This window comes from Streptomyces sulphureus DSM 40104 (assembly GCF_000381025.1).
Taxonomy (GTDB): Bacteria; Actinomycetota; Actinomycetes; order Streptomycetales; family Streptomycetaceae; genus Streptomyces; species Streptomyces sulphureus.
In genome coordinates this window covers 62,926-80,810 of record NZ_KB905814.1, presented here as the reverse complement: position 1 = coordinate 80,810, position 17,885 = coordinate 62,926, and the positions used below count along the sequence as shown (strand labels likewise).

Sequence of the window (17,885 nt, the reverse complement as noted above, 5' to 3'; positions counted from 1 at the left end):
GAAGATGTGAGCCCGGTACGGCGTTATGCTGACGACTCCTTCACAAAATCCACTAAGCGACCGCAAACTTTCAACGCCACGCACCACCGCAGCTCCGCGTCGACGTAGCCGCACATACTTGGCCGTCCTGCAGGCGGGATCTTGTCGTCATGGACGTGTGAGCGAGCGACAGCACCGAGTCCGCGTTCCCGGTGCACCGATCGGTCTTGCAGGCACGCGGCGGGGACGAGAAGAAACGAGGAAACGAGAGCTCGGGGGCGGTTCTGCCAGCCCGGGAGCTTCTCACGGAGGGGGAACATGCGATTCGGTCTTCTGGGGCCGGTCGAGGTCTGGTCCGGGTCCCGTTCGCTGGCGCGGCACGCGAGGCCGCAACAACGCACGCTGCTGGCCGCCCTGTTGGATGATCTCGGTCGGCTGGCCACCCCGGACGAGCTGATCGGTCGGATCTGGGGCGAGTCCCCGCCGCCCACCGCCAGGCGGACGCTGCATAGCCACATCAGCCGTATCAGGAACCTGCTTACTCAGGAAGCCGATGCAGGCGCTCCCAGGCTGCTCTTCCGCGACGGCTGCTACCTGCTCCTCGCCCCTGCGGAGGCTGTCGACGCACAGGTCTTCCGTCGGTTGGTGCAGGAGGCGGGACAGCAGGAGGCTCACGAGCGGGTCCGTCTTCTGCGGGACGCGTTGAGTCTATGGCGCGGTGAGGCCCTCTCCGGACTGCCGGGCCCCTGGGCCGAGCGGCGACGCGAGATGTACCGGCGGCAGCGGGTAAGGGCGATACTCGACTGGGCTGATAGCTTGCGAGATCTGGGACAGGCGAACAGGTCGCTGGAGGCTCTGGAGCGCACCGTCGAGTCCGAGCCGCTCACCGAGCCCGTCACGGCACGACTCGTGGCCGCGCTCTACACCGAGGGATACGCCAGCGACGCCCTCCGGTCTTACCACGCGTTCAGCAGACAGCTCGCCGACGAACTCGGCACTGTGCCCGGCCCCACGTTGCGTCGGCTGCACACGGCGATCGTGCAGGGCCGGCCACTTCCCGAACTCGGGTGAAACTCAGCAGCCTTCGCGTGAACCATTTCGCCTGCCCCCTGCGATAGAGAAAGTATGTGGCCCTCAGGAAACCCGCGGCGCTCGCGGGCTCGCGCCGCACCCGGGACCGCGGAGGAAACGCGGAGCGGTCGCGGGGAGGATGACGCGGTGCTCGTTGCGGCTGTCGCCGCCGGTAGCTCCGACGCGCTGCGCTTACTGCACCGTCGGCATGCGCCCTGGCTGAGGGCACGCCTGCGTCGCGCCTGCCGTGACGCCGACGCTGTCGACGAGGCTCTCCAAGACACCTTTGTCGCGGTGTGGAAGGGTGCGTCCCGTTTTAACAGGCGGAGCCGGGAAGCCGAGGACGCCGGAGTTGCCGCCTGGATGTGGACCATCGCTCGACGCCGGCTGGTGTCCACGTTGAGGAAGAGGGGGTCGCGATGGATAGCTGGTCCGCGGGAGCCGGTCGAGGCGGACACCGTCACGGGCTCCGCAGAAGAGGCTGTGTTGAGCGCCGTGGAGCATGGCGAAGCAGGGTCTGCGATGGCACGTCTCTCGCCTGAACTCCGTGCCGTGGTGCAGTCCTGCGTCTTGGACGGACTCACGGTCCGGGAGGCGTCGCACCGGCTGGAGATACCCGAGGGCACCGTGAAGACCCGTATGCGGCGGGCGAAGGCGCGGCTGCGGGAGGAGCTTGCATGAGCGAGACAACAGCTGGTCGGCACGCGCCGAAGGAGCTGCTTCGCCGTTACCTGGAGCAGGACGTCACCCCGGCCGAGGCCGAGTTGCTCGAACAGCACCTGGACCGGTGCGCCATGTGCCGGGAGGTCTTCCCAGTCAATGAGGAGTGGATGGAGGAAAGTTGGGAGGGCATTCTTGCCGTGGTGTTGCGCCCGGCACCGACTCTCCTCGAACGTCTGTTGAGAGCCTGCCGCGTGCCATCCCACCTGGCGCGCCTGCTCGCCGCGACGCCCACGCTCAGTCGTGCCTGGCTCACCGGGCTTGCGGCGGTGCTGGCGTTCGCCGTTGCGGCCGCGCACGCCATCGGATCGGGCAAGACGGCGCTGCTGCCTTTCCTCATTGCGGCACCGGTGCTCCCGCTCGGTGGGATCGCTTTCGCCTACGGGCCTCGAAGCGATCCGGCGCACGAACTGCTCGCCGCCACTCCGTTCTCCGGGCCCAGGTTGCTGCTCTGGCGTGCCGCGGCCGTGCTCGGAGTCGCCCTCGTGCCGGCCGCCCTGGTCACACCGTTGCTACCGGGACCGCCGCTGAGTGGCGCCGTATGGCTACTGCCTGCCCTGTCGTTGACCGCCGCCTGCTTGGCGTTCTCGACGCGGTGGCCCATGCCGGTGGCGGCCGGAGGCACAGCGGCCTTGTGGATCGCCTGCGTCGTGCTGGGTGAACTCCTGGCCACCGGGCAGCTAGTGGTCTTTGCGCCGCCTCTGCAGGCCGGATACGGCGTCGCCACCGCAGTGCTGCTGCTCGTCGGATTTTTGCGCCGCCACCACATCGATTACAGGGGAGGGAGCTCATGGTCACAGCAGACGCGGGCGTCCGCTTGACTTCGCTCACAGTCAGCTACGGCGCGGCACAGGTTCTCGACAGTATCGACCTCGAACTCACCGCTGGCGTGACCGGGTTGCTCGGTCCCAATGGTGCCGGCAAGAGCACGCTCATGCGATGCCTCGCCACAACGCAGTCACCGAGCGACGGCGGGTTCCGCGCCCTTGGACTCGACCCGGCAGACCGTAACCAGCGCACGGAGCTCCGTAGGCGCCTGGGTTACCTTCCACAGAATCCGGGTTACTACCCGCACTTCACTGCCTACGAGCTCGTCGACTACGTTGCCATCCTCAAAGAGTTCACTGACCGCGACGAACGCCACGTCCAGGTACGCAGAGTTCTGGAGGAGGTGGGCCTGACCGACCGGGCGACCACCAAGGTGAAGCGTCTTTCCGGAGGGATGCGGCAACGCCTCGGGCTGGCCCAAGCCCTCCTCGGTGACCCGAAATTCATGATCCTCGACGAGCCGACGGTCGGACTCGATCCTGAGCAGCGTATGCGCTTTCGGGCCCTCGTCTCCCGGCTCGGCGAGTCCCGCACCGTCCTGCTCTCCACGCACCAGACTGAGGACGTGGCGGCGTTGTGCGAGCGCGTCGTCGTACTCTTCGGCGGACGTGTTCTGTTCGACGGCACGCCGCAGGGGCTCGCACAGCATGCAGCGGACCAGGTCTGGCTGACCCGCCAGGCGCCGCCGGGCGGACGGTTCTTCTGGCGTACTGCGGACGGCCGATACCGTGTTCTGGGCGAGCGCCCCGACGAGGCGGAGTGCGCGGAACCCGAAGTCGAGGACGGCTACCTGCTGTTGTTGGGTGATCGTGCTCCGCAGGCGGGGGTGTCGTGAGCGCCGAGACGGAGACGGGTGCCGAAGGCGAGGCGGCATCTGTAGTCGTCTCCGAAAGCGGCGGATCGTCCACTGCGGTGCGGCGAACACGGATCGGGGCCGTGGTCGCCTCGTTGACCCGGACCGAACTGCTTCGATTGGCGAAGAACCCCTTCATCTGGGGCGCGGCTGCCGTCGCGTTCGCCCTCCCCGTCCTGCTGAGCGTTCGGCAGCCTATGGTCGCCAACCTCGAATACGAGGTGCAACTCGCCGGAACGGGTGCTCTGTTGATCGCGGTCACCGTGATGGTGACGGCGAATCTCGGTGCCGTGCGCGACCAGCGTCGGGGGATGCCGCAGACCCTCGCCGCTCTGCCGGCGGGTGCCATGGTCCGCACCCTCGCCGTGGCGATCGCCTGCGGTCTCGCGGGGGCGCTCCTCACCGCCGTGACCGTTGGCGCCCACGTGTTGTTTCGCCTCGGCTCGGGGCCCGTGGCCGGTGGCATGAGTGTCTGGGAGATCCCCGCCGTTGTCGAGGGCAGCGTAGTGCTCACTGTGCTCGGTGTGACGCTCGGAAGATGGATGCCCACGCTCATCGCTGTCCCGGTAGTACTCGTAGTGTTCCTCGCGCTCACGGTCGACCAGGGCACCACGGTTTGGCCGTTGCCCATCACCTCCCTGCTCGCTGGTGACGTGCTGCAGTGGCCGGCCGGCTCGCGCTCGGTGTATCTCGCTGCCCTCGTCGTGCTGCTTGCGGCGGTCGCCCTGCTGCGTCATGGGATGCACGCGTACCGAGCGTTGGCGGGGGCCCTGGCGCTTGCCCTGGCAGCGCCGCTGCTCCTCTCGGGCAATGCCGCCGCTCACGAGGGGGACGCCGCCGAGCTCAGCTGCACGGACCGCACCGAAGTGCGCTACTGTCACCTGCCCGGCTTCGACGCATGGGTTCCGCTCTGGGCCGAGGCAGCGGAGCCGGTCGTCGCCGCGGTTCCCGCTGCGGAGCGGGACGCGGTGCCCGTGGTGAAGCAGTACCGCACCACCATGTCGGGCGCGCAACAGGGCGGGGGTCTCGTCGGCACCGAGTGGGGCAGAGACGAGGTGGAGAAGGACTACCAGCGCATGCTCGCCGGCGAGTTGGCGGCTCGGATCACCGGGCTCGACGACGGTTCGGACACGTCCTCGGACCCGACCACGTGCGCCGGCGACGGCCAGGCTCGCACGGTCGTCGCGCTATGGCTGGCCGGCCAGACGGTCACGCCCGAGCCGGAATCGACCGTCGACGAGATGGGGCTCACCGCTCTCGGGCATGTCGGCTACAGCGCGGAGGACGGTCGCGTTGCCAGAACGCTTTTGAGACGTGAAGACGCCGGCGAACGGATCGGCGCGCACTGGAAGACGCTCGTCCGCCCGGAAACCGACTTGCAGCAAGCGCGTTCGCTGCTCGGCCTCGCCGACACCAGCGGCTCGCACCCGCAGGCCGACGCTGGCGCGGAGAGCGACGGCGTACCGCAGGCGAAGAGCGAGGGGCCACCGTGTCGTTGAATCGGATCGCCACCGCAGGGCGCCTCGTACCGCCTCTGGTTCGTGCCGTCTCGTGGACGCCTCTGGCGGTGTCCGCACCACTGATCCCGCTGCTCGCCTGGGTGCTGGCCGCCATGTCGGGGAATGATCCTCTTGATCCGCAGATGTCCCAGAACCTCACGAGGGCCGCGGGAGTGCTCCTGGGGGGTGCTGCTGCGTTCACTCTCGCCGACGAGATGGCGCACACCACTGCCGCAGCCCCGGTCCCCCGCTGGCTCCGCATGTGGGTGCGCACCGCTCTGGCGGTTGTCCCTGCGGCGCTCTCCTGGACCTTTGCCTACCTGGTGGCGGACGTGTGGCTGGCGGGGCCCGGTCACGTCTCCTGGGCTGTCGCCGGCATCGAGGGGGCGACCCTCTTCGTCGTCGGCATGGCGGGGGCGGCGTGGGCGGTGCGCCGTGTTGCCGAACGCCATGCGGCCTCCGCCGGCTTGGTCGTTCTCGGTGTCCTTCTCACCGTCACGGCCTTCCTACCAGGGGACAACTCCGCCTGGGCGGCGACGGATGCGAGCTGGAGCACCCTCCAGAGCATCTGGCTGGCGGCGCTCGTCGTGGCTTTGGCCTCGCTCGCCGGCGCCTACCGGGACACAAGGTGACACGCGCCGTACGGCAGCACACCACCCACATCTCCATTCGACCAACACGACGATCCCCCAAACCTGCTCTACTCGGACGCCCCCTCCCGCGCCGAGACGCACTGCTGGACGGAGAAGCCGCGGACCATCGCCGCCGCCGTCTCCGCGTCCTCCGAGGCGGGCCAAATCCCGTGAGGGCGGGGACCGTTGAGGTGGAACTCCGCCGTGCCGAGGAGCCGGGCGAGGTGCTCGCCGCGGCGCGGTTCTGCGGTGTGGACGGCGCCGACTGGGCCGGTGGGGGCCGAGGCGATGAGGGACGCCGTCTGCTCCTCGTCGTCGAAGGGGAGGGCCGCTAGGACGGGGCGCGGCACCTCCTGGCGGAAGACGGGCGAGTCGGGTGGCAGCGCGGTGAGCACCGTGGGGTGGACGAGGCAGCCCGAGGCGCGTCCCCGCAGGAGCGGGACGGCTCCGGCGGCGACGGCCTGCTCCGTGAAGGCGGGGGCCGCTTCGGCTTGCGAGGTGTCGACGAGGGGGCCGAGGTCGGTGTGCGGGTCGTGCGGATCGCCGACGCGCAGGTCGTGCACACGGGCGACGAGCTTGGCCGTGAACGCGCGCTCGATCGACCGGTGGACGAGGACCCGGGCCGCCGCCGTACCGCGGTGAAGGAAGCGGTCCCGTACCGCGTCCTCGACGGCGAGCGCGACGTCGGCGTCGTCGAGGACGAAGAAGGCGCCGTTTCCCCTTAGTTGGAGCACCGTGCGCTTGAGGTGGGCGGCCGCGACAGCGGCGATGCGCCGGCCCGCCGCGGCGGAACCGGCGAACGCGACGGCCCGGAGTACCGGGTGCTCCAGCAGCGCGTCGCCGATCTCCGCGACGTCCGTGAGCACGATGTTGAGCAGCCCCGGCGGGAGTCCCGCCGCCTCCAGGAGCGCCGCGAGGAGGGTGCCGCCCGCGACCGGGGTGCTCTGGTGCGGCTTGAGCACCACGGCGTTGCCCAGCGCCAGCGCGCAGCCGGCGGTGCGCACGGCGGCCGTCAACGGGAGGTCGGACGGGGTGATCGCGCCGATGACGCCGACCGGCCTGCGGTGGAGTGCGTGCGCCGCGCCTTCGGGCTCGGGCGGCAGGGCGCGGCGCTCCGGGTGTGCCGTCAACCGAGCTGCGTGCGTGAGGAGTTCGCGGGCGGCTGTGAACTGCTCGTCGGCCTCGGCCGCCGTGCTGCCCGACTCGGAGACGACGAGGTCGGTGAGCCGCCCGCGCTCCTGCTGGAGGAGGTCCGCCGCGCGCGTGAAGATGCGGGCGCGCTCCGGGTGAGCGGTCTGCGCCCACTCGCGCTGGGCGCGGGCCGCGGCGCGGTAGGCGGCGTCGACCTCGCGGGAGGTGGCGACGGTGACGGAGGCGAGGCGCTCGCCCGTGTACGGGTCGAAGTCGAGGAGGTCCCAGGAGCCGCTGCCCGGCCGCCACGCGCCGTCGATGCACTGGAGGGCCAACTCCGGGAATCCGCCGGCGAGTCGACCCGGCGCGTGCGAGACCGTTCCGCCCGACGGCGTGCGGTCCTGCGCCCGGGGGCCGGTGGAGGCAGCGGGCATGGCAGATCCCCTCTCGCGCGCTTCCCTCGCGGTCCCGTGCCCGGCACGGGCCGAGGGCCGCGGCCCCATGTTACGTACGGGAGGGGCGTGTTGGCCGTTCGCAGCGGGAGCGGTTGCGACGCGGTGTGGCGCACGGAGCACACAGGGGCGCACGTCGTTCCCAGGGCGGTCGGACAGTGCGCCCCGGCGTGCAGTGGGGGAGCACCGGGGGCTGCGCGTGCGTCGGCTACTGGCGGGTAGGGTTTCGCCATGGCAGAAACCGCACTCCACGAGTTCGACCGGGACACCGCCGTCACCCGCGGCGGCCCCGGCGTCCACGACGTGGATCTCTCGGCGGGCTGGAGCATCGGCCACGGACTCAACGGCGGCTACGTCCTCGCCGTCGCCGGCCGTGCCCTCGCCGAGAGCCTCCCGCACCCCGACCCGTTCACCGTCACCGCGCACTACCTCACGGCGACCCTCCCGGGCCCCGCGCGCATCCGCACCGACGTGGCGCGCACGGGCAACACCACCTCGACCGCGTCCGCCGGTGTCTTCCAGACCGACGACGAGGGCCGCGAGACCGAGCGGATACGCGTCCTCGCCACCTACGGCGACCTCGACGCGCTCACCGACGAGGTGGGGACGACGGCCGAACCGCCCCCGATCCCGCAGCAGGCGGAGTGCTTCTCGGCTGCCGACAGCCCCGAGGAGCTCAAGCCGGAGATGGGCAACCGCCTCGATCTCCGTCTCGACCCGCACACCTGCGGCTGGGCCCTCGGCGAACCCAGCGGCCGCGGCGAGATCCGCGGTTGGCTCGGCCTCGCCGACGGGCGCGACCACGACCCGCTCTCGCTGCTGATGGCCGTCGACGCACTGCCGCCCACCGCCTTCGACTACGGCGTACAGGGCTGGGTGCCGACCGTCGAACTCACCGTCCACGTACGCGCGATGCCCGCCCCCGGGCCCGTGCGGATCGCCCTCAGCAGCCGCAACCTCGCGGGCGGTTACCTGGAGGAGGACGCGGAGGTCTGGGACTCCAAGGACCGGCTCGTCGCCCAGTCCCGACAACTGGCGCGCACACTCCGTCGCAGGTGAGCGGGGCCGCCCGCCGCCGACGGGCCGCCGGGTCCCGCCGCGTGTAGCGTGGGAGGGGTGACGCAGCAGGTGCCGGGCGCCCCGGTGCCTCGGACCGCAGCCGGAGAGGGTGATCCGGAGTGGCGTACCCCGTCGAGAGCACGCTTCCCGCCGACGAGCTGAAGGTCGTGGGGGAGGCGCTGCAAGCCGAGTTGACCGACCTCGTCGACCTCTCGCTCGTGGCCAAGCAGATTCACTGGAACGTGACGGGACCGCGGTTCCGCTCGGTCCACCTCCAGCTCGACGAGGTCGTGGAGACGGCCCGCGAGTACTCGGACACCGTCGCAGAACGCGCGGCGGCCCTCGGCGTCTCGCCCGACGGCCGCTCCAAGACGGTCGCCATCGGCAGCGGCATCGGCACCGTCCCCGAGGGCTGGCTCGCCGACTCCGACGCCGTGCAGGCGATGGTCACGGCCCTCACCGAGTGCGTCTCCGGCGCCCGCGGCCGGATGCGCGAGGTGGGGCCCGTCGACCCGGTCACGGAGGACGTGTTCATCTCCCTCATCGGCGAGTTGGAGAAGCACCACTGGATGTTCCAGGCGGCCAACCAGGGGTGAGGGAGGGCTTCGCGCTCGTACGGGCTCTGACCGGCCGCGTGCGGGCGCTGGTCACTTCCGGCGTGGGCCTCCTGACGACGGAAGTGCCGCAAGCGCCGCCTCCCAGGGGAAGGCGTCCGCGACGCCCTGCCTGGGCGGGTGCGCTGCGTAACCGCCTTCCCCGTACAGCACGTTGACACCCTGTGCCCGCAGCACGTCGACGCTCCTGCCCACTGCCGGCTGAGCGGCTTGGGCCCGGTTGAAGTACGGCACGGCAGCGGCCGGAATCCCCATGTGCACCCCCTCGGAGACGAGCCCGATCGCCAGGGTGTCGGCGATACCTGCGGCCCACTTGTTGAGGCTGGTGCACGAGAGCGGAGCGACGAGCACGGCGTCCGCAGGGGGCAACACGTCGGACTCCCACGGCAGCTTGTACTGCGACCGCACAGGGTGCCCCGTCAACTCCACCAGTTCCGCGTGGCGATGCTCCCACCAGCGCGCGGCGGAGGGCGTCAGGACGAGGCACACGTCCCAACCGGCTTCCTGGGCGCGACGTACACCGACGTCGACGTACTGCGCGGGGGCGGCGGCGCAGGCGATCAGGTACAGGACCGAGGGCGGCATGGGGGGAGTTCACAGGGTTCGGGCGGTGGGGGCAAGGGGTGGAGGCCGGTCCGCTGCCCGCGCCCGTCGGTGCTTTTCCGGGAGCGACACCGCGTGAGGCGACACGACCTGCGCGGCAACCAGCCGTCCTACCCTGGGCGTTGAGTGCTTCCGCCCATCAAGGGGATGCGATGATCAATCCAACTGCCATGACGACCGGGGAGCGGATCAGGTACTACCGCACCAAGGCCGGGCGCACGCAGGCGTCGGTCGCGGGGCTCGTCGGCCGGTCGGAGGACTGGCTGAGCAAGGTCGAGCGCAACGTCATCGCGATCGACTCGCTCTCGATGCTCATCAGGATCGCGCGCGAACTCGACATCGACAACGTCGCCGACCTCGTCGGCCCTTCAATCGACCTCAGTCTCGCGGGCGGCCTCGAACACGACTCGGTCCCGTCGATCCGTCGCGCGCTCAACGCCCCGCCGTCGACGCTCGGTTCGGACCTGCCCGGCGAGCCCCTGGCGCCCCATCAACTCGACGAACGCGTCACCGAGGCGTGGGGCGTCTACGAGACCCACAGGGAACGTTACGGTCCGGTCGGTGCGATGCTGCCCGGGCTCCTCGCGGAGTCGTACGCGACGCTGCGGCAGGCAAGCGGCGACGGCGAACGCACGGCGACGCGCGCGCTCGTCTCGCTCCTCCATCTCCACCAGGTGTTCCTGCGCCGCGTCGGTGAGCGCACGCTGTCGTTGAGGGCGGCCGACCGCGCGATGCAGATCGCCGACGAGACGGAGGACCCGGTACTGGTCGCCGCTGCCGCATGGAACGTGTGCGGCATCCTCACGTCGAGCGGCGAGGTCGGCGACTCGCTCGAGCTCGCGCGCCGGACCATCGACCACTGCCGCCCGGACGACGACGCAGCCCCCGAGCACCTGAGCGCTTACGGTGCCCTCCACCTCGCGGGCGTCATCGCGGCTGTCCGGGACAGCAAGGCCCCGACCGCATGGGACCTGCTCGCGCAGGCACGGGAGATCGCCCGCCGACTGGGCGCCGACCGCAACGACTTCCACACTTCGTTCGGCCCGACCAACGTCCGGATGCACGGCGTCCACCTCGCGGCAGAGGAGGGCGACGCACACGAGGCGCTGCGCCTCGCCGACGACGTGGAGGTACCCGAACCCGGCGGCGTCCTCCCCTTGGAGAGGACCACGAGGTACCTCGTAGAGGTGATGCACGCGCACAGGCTGACCGGGGACGATTTCGGCACGCTGCACATGCTGCGCCAGATCATGGAGGCGTCGCCCGAGGAGATCCGGTACTTCCCCCTCGTACGGGAGGCGGTGCAGGGCTTGTTGAAGCGCCCGCGTCCGCAGACCCGGAGGGAGGTGCACGAGCTGGCCGAACATGTCGGCGTGCTCGGGTAAGCAGGGGCGCCGCTCGATCGCGGTACCCGGAGCCGGAGGCGACCCGGAAGACGGTTCCGGGTCGCCTTCTCCCTTGCGCTCTACCGTCCTCATGTGACGGGACATCAGCGACGGAGCGTTCGCGCCGCCACAGCCAATCCCGCACAAGGACTTCGGCTGCATCGGGCAGGTGCCTTGCGGCGTACCGCAGCGGGTCGGCTTGCGCTGCCGCTTGAACTACAGAACGACGGGGTGTCGATCGGAGTCTGCGCGCTCGTGATGACGATTGCGGACGCGGCGAAACTCCACGACGAGCTCGGGATATCTCTCGCGCACAAGGACTCATCAACCGGCGCGAGTACGAACAGGGCACAGTGGCATGACTCCTGAGAACCCCCAGAAGCCCCGTCGGACGACGGACGAGCACGTTCGTCGGGCACGCCTCTCCGACGCCTCTACACACGAAGTGTTCTTGCCGGTCAGTTGGGTTCGCGTCTGTCAGGCGGGTGTACGTGACGCCCTGACAGCCTGGGAGGACGGCCGACTGGCCGAGCTGCCGGTCGGCGTCGGCTGGGACGTCGTTCGCCTCCCGAGGACCGAGGGCTGGGAGACGGTGAGGCAACTCCGGTGCATGCGCGCCGTGTTGGGCCCGGTGCTGCACGCCCGGTACGGCGTCGACGTCCTGGTGCCGACCGGCTCGGCCGCCGTTTTCGACCTCCCCGGCGCGGCCGTACTCGGCGCCGGGGAAACCGTCGAGGTGCCGCACCCGAGCGTGATCGCGCCGCACACCTGCCATGCGAGGTCGTGGATCGTGCCGCCCCGCGACCTCCGCGGGCTCACCGACTCCGCCGACCTCTACGGTGCGTACGCCGCAGCCCTGGCGAGCGTCCGGGGCGGACGGAGGTGTCCCAGGTGACCGCTCATGCGCCGCCCGTGCCCACACCGGGGCTGATCGCCTCCCTCCACGTACGCCTGTGGCTCGATCTCACCGCCGGCGGGCGGCAGTTCGCGCCGCTGCTGATCACCCACCCGCCGGCCCGCCGCACCGGTGAGGACGCCGCGACGATCGAGGCGCGGATGCGCGGCGTCGCCGAAGCCCTCGGTGCCTCGCCGCCGGGGCCGCTCCTTCCGGAGAGCGGTCCGCGGCTCACCGTCCACGGCGGCGGCCTCTTGCTCGTGCACCTCGACGGCACCCCGCACGCCTTGCGCCTCCACCAGCCGGCTCGGCGCCTGCACATGCTCGCCGGTCTCGGTCAGGTGCTCCTCGCCGTCGGACTCGATCCGCTCGGCCCGCACGCGCGCGGAGCCGCGGTCGACCGGTACGTGGAGGCGGCGGGTGAGGCGGGCCGGGTCTGCTTCGCGGCTGCCGGCGTGCTCGTGGGAGGGCGCTCGGGAAGGAGGCGGCTGGAGGCGGTGAACCGGGTCGAGCAGTGGGGCAGTTGATCGGTGGCTGCCCCTCGGGCGGTGAACGTACGGGGTCGTTGGCGCGCTGGGCGGATGGTCGGTCCGTTGACCTTCCCGCTGCGGCGACCCGGGGCTGTGCCCAGGACGTCTAACGCAGGTGGGCCTGGGAGAACGGGCCGTCGGTGACGAAGCGGCGCAGGGAGTTGGCGAAGGCTGCGGCCTCGTCGGCCGGCCACGAGGCGAGGCTCATGGTGATACGGGCGGACAGGCGCTCGCGCAACGCCTGCACCGTGCGTTCTCCCGCGTCGGTGAGGGCGAGCAGGGTGGCGCGCTGGTCGGAGGGGTCCGGTTCGCGCCGCACGAGCCCGGCTTCCTCCAGCCTGGAGGCCCGGCGGGTGATGCCGGACCGGTCGAGTCCCACCTCAGGGGCCAGGTCGGCCGCGCTGCAAGGGCCGGTGCGCGCAAGGCCGCTGAGCAGCGGGTAGGTCAGCTCATCCACGGCTTCGCCCATACCGGCGGTCAGGGCTCGGTGCAGTTCTTGCCGAGTGCTGCGTTTGAGCAGCACGCCCAGGGCGTCGGCGATGTCACGTCCCACCTCGGTGTCCATCGACCCAGGTTAGCGTGCGCGGCGCACGCGTATGGATTATGCTGTCCAGTTGCGTGCGCCGCGCACGCAACGTACGAGAGGAAGTCCGCCATGCACCGCACCGACATCGCCGCAGCACTCACCGACCTGATCTTCAAGCCGGGACTCGACCTGCACGAGGCTGCCGACCGGCATTTCGCCCCCGACTACCGTCAGCGCACCGACGGGCGCTGGACCGACCGCGTCGCCTTCCTCGAGCACATCGCCCACCTGCGCGGCATCGTGGCCGAAGGCTCCGTCGAGGTCCACGACGAGTTGTACGACGGCGTTCACTACGCCGACCGGCACACCGTCCACCTCACCAAGGCGGACGGCCGCACCGTGCGCACGGAGGTCTACGTGTTCGGCGAGTTCGCACCCGACGGCCGCTTCCGTCGTATCGATGAGGTGACGCTCATGCTCGAAGGCGCCGAAGCCGACAGGAACATGGGCAGTGCTCGCTGAACGGGGGCGCCGGCGGAGGGGCGTCCGAGAACTGAGCAGGTGCCGCCTGGCCCACGTCGGTGGCCGGCCCGGCTCCTCGGCTTTGTCCACCACGCGCCCGTGTTGCTTCTTGGGCTCGGCCGCCCGCGGTCTGTCGTGGGCCGGCTCGCGCCGGCGGTGGCGACGCCTGCCGGAGTACCCGGACTCATCGGGTGGATGCGGCGCCTGTCGTCGTGTTCGCCTACGCCCCCGGGTCGGTCGGCCGGCTCGGGCGGAATGTGGCCTCGACGTGGGCCAGTTGGGCAGCGAGGATGTCCTCGAACGCGGTGCGGCGGTCCGCCCCGAGCGGGCGGATGTCGCGGGCGAAGTGGGCCAGGGACGGGAAGAGTTCGGGGTCGGCGCCGAGCACCGCCACCCGGAAATGCTCCATGCCCTGTTCGCGCTCGACGGGGGTGACCGCGCCGGCCCCGGCCTCGGAGGCGATCAACGCCGCGATGAGGACCGCGATCCGGTGATAGTGCACCGGGACCTCCTCGTCGGGCAGTCCGGAAGCGCGCAGTGCCTGTAGTACCTCTTCCATGACCAGCCGGGAACCGGTGCCGCTCGACGCGTAGAGTCCCCAGATCGTGGCGAGTTGGGGTTGCTGTCCGAAGGCTTCTCTCACGCGCAGGGCCAGGGAAGTGATGCGCTGTTTCCAGTCGCCCTCGGAAGTGTGGCCCTCCATGGCGGCCAGAAGAATCCGGTCGGCGACCGCGCGCAGCAGTTCCGTCTTGTTGCGGAAGTGCCGGTACAAGCTGGACGAATCGGTCCCGAGTGCAGCGGCCAGCTTGCGCACGCTGAACGACTCGGCGTCGCTCGTGCGCAGCAGCTCCGCCGCCGCATCCAGGATCTCCTCGGTCGACCAGCGCCTTCGGCCTGCCATGTTGCCCCTTTCGTCAACTCCCAGTCTAACCAATGCACTTGGCGTTGCACGCACTGTGTGCATAATGAGTGCGTGAGTGTGCCGAGGGGGCTTGGCAGCAGGTGCACCGGCGTCCCCCTCGAGCCCCGTTGTCCGGGTCAGGCGAGCTGTACGGAGCACGCCCCGGCGCATACGAGAGGACGCACGACGTGGGGAACCCACTGCATTCCGCTGAGCTGAACGCCGCCATGGAGAACGTCCACCGCGCCGGGATGCCGGGCCTGTTCGCCGAGGTGCGGGACGACGACCAGGTCTGGCACGGCGCCGCCGGGGTCGCCGACATCGCCACCGGTCGCCCTGTCACCTCGGACATGCGGCACCGCGTCGGCAGCGTCACCAAGACCTTTACCGCCGCCGCGATTCTCCGGCAGGTCGAGGGGGGCCAGGTCGGTCTCGACACACCGATCGGCCGGTACCTGCCGAGGCTCGTTCCCGGAGAACGCGGTGACGCGATCACCGTCCGCATGCTGCTCAACCACACCAGCGGCCTCGCCGAATACCTCCCTCACGCCTACCCGTCCCTCAAGGCGTTCCCCGTCCTCGCGGACACCGGGCCCCAAAGCCTGGACGACCACCGGCTCACGCGGTTCGACCCCGTCGAACTGATCGAGATGGGCGTCACCGCACCTGCCGTCGGCGCCCCCGGCAGCACTCCGGGTGTGTACACCAACACCAACTACCTGCTCCTCGCCCAACTGCTGGAAGAGGTGACCGGCGCTCCGGCCGAGCGGTACATCACGCGGAACGTCATCGAGCGCGCCGAGCTCGGGGACACCGCATTCCCCGTCGGCCCGTACGTCAACGGACCGCACTCGCGGCTCTACGAGGCATGGTTCGGCATGATCGACCCGCCGCGCGACTACAGCGTCTACGACATGTCATGGGTGGGGCCGTCGGCTTCGCTGATATCGACCGTCGCGGATCTCAACCGCTTCTACGGCATGCTGCTGGCCGGGGAGATCGTCAACCCGTCGTCGCTGGCGCAGATGCAGCGCACCGTCCCGGTCGTCTCCCAAGAGGGAAGGACGATCGAGTACGGACTCGGCCTGCACCCGATGGAGGGCCCCGGCCAGAGCGTCTTCTGGGGTCACGGAGGCACGGTCTGGGGTGGTGGAACGCTGGCCATGACCCGTGCCGACGGCAAGCGACAGATGGCGGTCGCGATCAACTTCCAGAGGTGGAACGGACTCGACTCCTCCGGCAAGCCGCATCCCCATCCCATCGACGACGAGCTCGCGACTCTGTACCGCCTGGCGATGTACGGCTGATCGGGCCGGGAGGAGTGCGGCTTCCGCGCCGCAACCACGGCCACGTGAAGCAAGCACGCACCCCCCACCACATCGCCCCCACTCACCGCACTCCGTCACAACCCCCACCCCGCCCCCACGCCCCACCACGCGCCCCACCGTTGGCCGCGGCGGCCCCGTAGAATTGCGGAACCATGGCCCACACTGCCTACTTCGATCACGCCGCCACGACGCCCATGCACCCGGAGGCCGTGCGGACGTTCACCGCGCAGCTCGCGGTCGTCGGCAACCCCTCCTCGCTGCACGGGGCGGGGCGCAGAGCCCGCCGTACCGTCGAGGAGGCGCGGGAGCAGCTCGCCTCGGCGCTCGGCGCCCGGCCCAGCGAGGTGGTGCTCACCTCCGGCGGGACGGAGGCGGACAACCTCGCGATAAAGGGGTTCTACTGGTCCCGCAGGGAAGCGGAGCCGCGGCGTACGACGATCCTCGCGAGCCCGGCCGAGCACCACGCCGTCCTCGACTCCGTCGAGTGGCTGGAGGCACACGAGGGCGCCTCCGTCGTGTGGCTCCCCGTCGACGCGTACGGGCGCACCCGCGCCGAGGATCTCAGGGCGGCCCTCACCGAGCACGGGGAGAGCGCCGCGCTCGTCAGCGTGATGTGGGCGAACAACGAGATCGGCACCGTCAACCCGGTCCCCGAACTCGCCGCCGTGGCGGCGGAGTTCGGGGTGCCGATGCACTCCGACGCGGTGCAGGCGCTCGGGCAGGTGCCCGTCGACTTCGCCGAGTCGGGGCTCGCCGCGATGACGGTCACGGGCCACAAGGTCGGCGGCCCGTACGGCGCGGGCGCGCTGCTCCTCCAGCGCGCGTACGCACCCGTCCCGCTGCTCCACGGCGGCGGCCAGGAACGGCAGGTCCGCTCGGGCACCCTCGACACCCCCGCGGTCGCCGCCTTCGCCACGGCCGTCCACCACGCCGTCGGCCGCCGCGAGGAGCACGCACGGGAGGTGACGGAGCTGCGGGACACGCTCGTCGACGCGGTGCAGAGCGCCGTCCCCGACGCGGTCCTCAACGGCGACCCGGACCCGGCAGGACGCCTCCCCGCCAACGCGCACTTCTCCTTCCCCGGCTGCGAGGGCGACTCGCTGCTCCTCCTCCTCGACTCCCGCGGCATCGAATGCTCGACGGGCTCCGCGTGCACCGCGGGCGTCGCCCAGCCGAGCCACGTCCTCCTCGCCACCGGCAGCACCCCCGAACTCGCCCGCGGCACCCTCCGGTTCTCGCTCGGCCACACCTCGACCAAGGCGGACGTCGCCGCGCTCGCCGACGCGATCGGCCCTGTCGTGGAGCGGGCGAGGAGCGCCGGGCTGAGCTGAGGGCCCCCGCAGGAGAGCTCGTCGGCAGAGGCCGCGCGCTCGACCAGCCGGTCGTCGGGCGCGTCCCCGTCGCGCCGATCGGCATGATCGCACCGACGACGGGTGCCCGGGCGACGGCGACTCCTCGCGGACGAATCCCCTGTCGCGGGACCGGAGTTCGCTGCCCCGCGGCGGCGGTCACCGCCCCCGCCGCAGCTCCTGCTCGATCATGTGCAGATAGCGGTCCCAGTCCCAGTGCGGGCCCGGGTCGGTGTGGTCGGCTCCGGGGACCTCGATGTGGCCGATGATGTGCCGGCGGTCGGCGGGTATGTCGTACCGGCGGCAGATGCCGGCCGCGAGGCGGGCGGAGGAGCGGTACATCGACTCCGTGAAGGATTCGGGGCGGTCGACCCAGCCCTCGTGCTCGATGCCGATGCTGCGCTGGTTGTAGTCGCGGTTGCCCGCGTGGTAGGCGACGTCGAGTTCGCGGACCGCCTGCGCCAGGTGGCCGTCCTTGCGCACGACGTAGTGGGCGGCGGCCCCGTGCGCCGGGTCGCGGAAGACCTTCAGGGCGACGGCGTAGCTGCCCTGGACGACGTGGACGACGATGCGGTCGATGCCGTAGTCGTCGGGGCGGCTCGCTTGGCGCCAGTTGCTCGGGGAGGCGCCGTCCCAGTCGGCGCGTGCGTCGTCGACCTCGCCCTCCTCGCGCGGCTTGATGTGGGAGGGCATCCGCCACCACAGGCGGCCGAGGCCGTCCTTGGAGACGTACGCGAGTCCACCGAGAGCAGCGGCACCGCCCCCGAGCAGCACCGCGCGCCTGCCGGCTCTGCCCCCGCGCCCCTCGGCGCCCGTCGCGCCGCGGTCGCCGGTCTCCCGGTCCGACCCTTCCGCCGGGTTGTGCTCCTCGCGCTGCCCGCGCCGCTGCTGATCGTCCACGGCATGAACAACGGCTTCGAGACCGTCCTCTGTTCCGACTAGGCTGGGGCCGTTATGACAGCCGCGAACTCCCACCAGCGCGAGGCAGCAGGCCGAGCGGCCGCCCCC

General features: G+C 71.0%; 19 protein-coding genes. 14 read left to right on the top strand and 5 right to left on the bottom strand.

All coding sequences use genetic code 11. From position 1 onward, the window contains the following. Window positions 1–297: 297 nt before the first annotated feature. The 6 genes from F603_RS0104645 to F603_RS0104620 all read left to right on the top strand — a co-directional run bounded on the left by F603_RS0104645 (window position 298) and on the right by F603_RS0104620 (window position 5,582). Window positions 298–1,050, top strand: a complete 753-nt coding sequence (locus tag F603_RS0104645; protein ID WP_019544850.1) for an AfsR/SARP family transcriptional regulator — start codon at window positions 298–300, stop codon at window positions 1,048–1,050. A 147-nt stretch (window positions 1,051–1,197) separates the two neighbouring features. Continuing rightward, entirely contained in the window at window positions 1,198–1,731 is a 534-nt protein-coding gene (locus F603_RS0104640; protein WP_019544849.1) for an RNA polymerase sigma factor, read from the top strand. After that, window positions 1,728–2,591, top strand: coding sequence for a zf-HC2 domain-containing protein (locus F603_RS31575; protein WP_019544848.1), 864 nt, complete (start codon window positions 1,728–1,730; stop codon window positions 2,589–2,591). Before F603_RS0104640 ends, F603_RS31575 begins: the two co-directional genes overlap by 4 nt. Then, window positions 2,561–3,433 carry an ABC transporter ATP-binding protein gene (locus F603_RS0104630; RefSeq protein WP_019544847.1) on the top strand — a complete coding sequence of 291 codons (873 nt, stop codon included), beginning with the start codon at window positions 2,561–2,563 and terminating at the stop codon, window positions 3,431–3,433. The genes F603_RS31575 and F603_RS0104630 overlap by 31 nt, the downstream gene beginning before the upstream one ends. After that, a complete protein-coding gene (locus F603_RS0104625; protein ID WP_158678607.1) occupies window positions 3,430–4,950 on the top strand; it encodes an ABC-2 transporter permease in 1,521 nt (506 codons plus the stop codon). The genes F603_RS0104630 and F603_RS0104625 overlap by 4 nt, the downstream gene beginning before the upstream one ends. A gap of 68 nt (window positions 4,951–5,018) precedes the next feature. After that, the gene (locus F603_RS0104620; protein WP_026328145.1) at window positions 5,019–5,582 is read left to right on the top strand and encodes a hypothetical protein; all 564 of its coding nucleotides are present in this window, start codon (window positions 5,019–5,021) and stop codon (window positions 5,580–5,582) included. Between the two features lie 68 nt (window positions 5,583–5,650). On the opposite strand, the gene F603_RS0104615 is transcribed toward F603_RS0104620, so the two are convergent. Further along, a complete protein-coding gene (locus tag F603_RS0104615; protein ID WP_019544844.1) occupies window positions 5,651–7,147 on the bottom strand; it encodes an aldehyde dehydrogenase family protein in 1,497 nt (498 codons plus the stop codon). A gap of 249 nt (window positions 7,148–7,396) precedes the next feature. Between F603_RS0104615 and F603_RS0104610 the strand changes: the two genes are divergently transcribed. Together F603_RS0104610 and F603_RS0104605 are read left to right on the top strand one after the other, a co-directional pair. Beyond that, the gene (locus F603_RS0104610) at window positions 7,397–8,224 is read left to right on the top strand and encodes a thioesterase family protein (RefSeq protein WP_019544843.1); all 828 of its coding nucleotides are present in this window, start codon (window positions 7,397–7,399) and stop codon (window positions 8,222–8,224) included. Between the two features lie 119 nt (window positions 8,225–8,343). Continuing rightward, window positions 8,344–8,820, top strand: coding sequence for a Dps family protein (locus F603_RS0104605; RefSeq protein ID WP_019544842.1), 477 nt, complete (start codon window positions 8,344–8,346; stop codon window positions 8,818–8,820). Between the two features lie 51 nt (window positions 8,821–8,871). On the opposite strand, the gene F603_RS0104600 is transcribed toward F603_RS0104605, so the two are convergent. Continuing rightward, complete coding sequence (locus tag F603_RS0104600) at window positions 8,872–9,423, bottom strand: flavoprotein (RefSeq protein ID WP_019544841.1); 552 nt, start codon at window positions 9,421–9,423, stop codon at window positions 8,872–8,874. A 170-nt stretch (window positions 9,424–9,593) separates the two neighbouring features. Here F603_RS0104600 and F603_RS0104595 point away from each other — a divergent pair, with 170 nt between their 5' ends. The 3 genes from F603_RS0104595 (at window position 9,594) to F603_RS0104585 (ending at window position 12,248) form a co-directional block, all read left to right on the top strand. Further along, the gene (locus tag F603_RS0104595) at window positions 9,594–10,826 is read left to right on the top strand and encodes a helix-turn-helix domain-containing protein (RefSeq protein WP_245600684.1); all 1,233 of its coding nucleotides are present in this window, start codon (window positions 9,594–9,596) and stop codon (window positions 10,824–10,826) included. Between the two features lie 610 nt (window positions 10,827–11,436). Next, window positions 11,437–11,721, top strand: coding sequence for a hypothetical protein (locus tag F603_RS34605; RefSeq protein ID WP_106431252.1), 285 nt, complete (start codon window positions 11,437–11,439; stop codon window positions 11,719–11,721). Beyond that, a complete protein-coding gene (locus tag F603_RS0104585) occupies window positions 11,718–12,248 on the top strand; it encodes a hypothetical protein (protein ID WP_019544838.1) in 531 nt (176 codons plus the stop codon). The genes F603_RS34605 and F603_RS0104585 overlap by 4 nt, the downstream gene beginning before the upstream one ends. Before the next feature lie 109 nt (window positions 12,249–12,357). On the opposite strand, the gene F603_RS0104580 is transcribed toward F603_RS0104585, so the two are convergent. Beyond that, window positions 12,358–12,816, bottom strand: a complete 459-nt coding sequence (locus F603_RS0104580) for a MarR family winged helix-turn-helix transcriptional regulator (protein ID WP_019544837.1) — start codon at window positions 12,814–12,816, stop codon at window positions 12,358–12,360. Between the two features lie 90 nt (window positions 12,817–12,906). Here F603_RS0104580 and F603_RS0104575 point away from each other — a divergent pair, with 90 nt between their 5' ends. Continuing rightward, entirely contained in the window at window positions 12,907–13,299 is a 393-nt protein-coding gene (locus tag F603_RS0104575; protein ID WP_019544836.1) for a nuclear transport factor 2 family protein, read from the top strand. Window positions 13,300–13,519: 220 nt separating this feature from the next. On the opposite strand, the gene F603_RS31565 is transcribed toward F603_RS0104575, so the two are convergent. Continuing rightward, entirely contained in the window at window positions 13,520–14,200 is a 681-nt protein-coding gene (locus tag F603_RS31565) for a TetR/AcrR family transcriptional regulator (RefSeq protein WP_019544835.1), read from the bottom strand. Window positions 14,201–14,427: 227 nt separating this feature from the next. Between F603_RS31565 and F603_RS0104565 the strand changes: the two genes are divergently transcribed. Further along, on the top strand, window positions 14,428–15,507 hold the full coding sequence (locus F603_RS0104565) for a serine hydrolase domain-containing protein (protein ID WP_019544834.1): 1,080 nt from the start codon (window positions 14,428–14,430) through the stop codon (window positions 15,505–15,507). 173 nt (window positions 15,508–15,680) lie between these two features. Next, window positions 15,681–16,859, top strand: a complete 1,179-nt coding sequence (locus F603_RS0104560) for a cysteine desulfurase family protein (protein ID WP_019544833.1) — start codon at window positions 15,681–15,683, stop codon at window positions 16,857–16,859. 177 nt (window positions 16,860–17,036) lie between these two features. Here F603_RS0104560 and F603_RS0104555 read toward each other — a convergent pair whose 3' ends face one another. Then, complete coding sequence (locus F603_RS0104555) at window positions 17,037–17,777, bottom strand: N-acetylmuramoyl-L-alanine amidase (protein ID WP_019544832.1); 741 nt, start codon at window positions 17,775–17,777, stop codon at window positions 17,037–17,039. Window positions 17,778–17,885 lie beyond the last annotated feature (108 nt).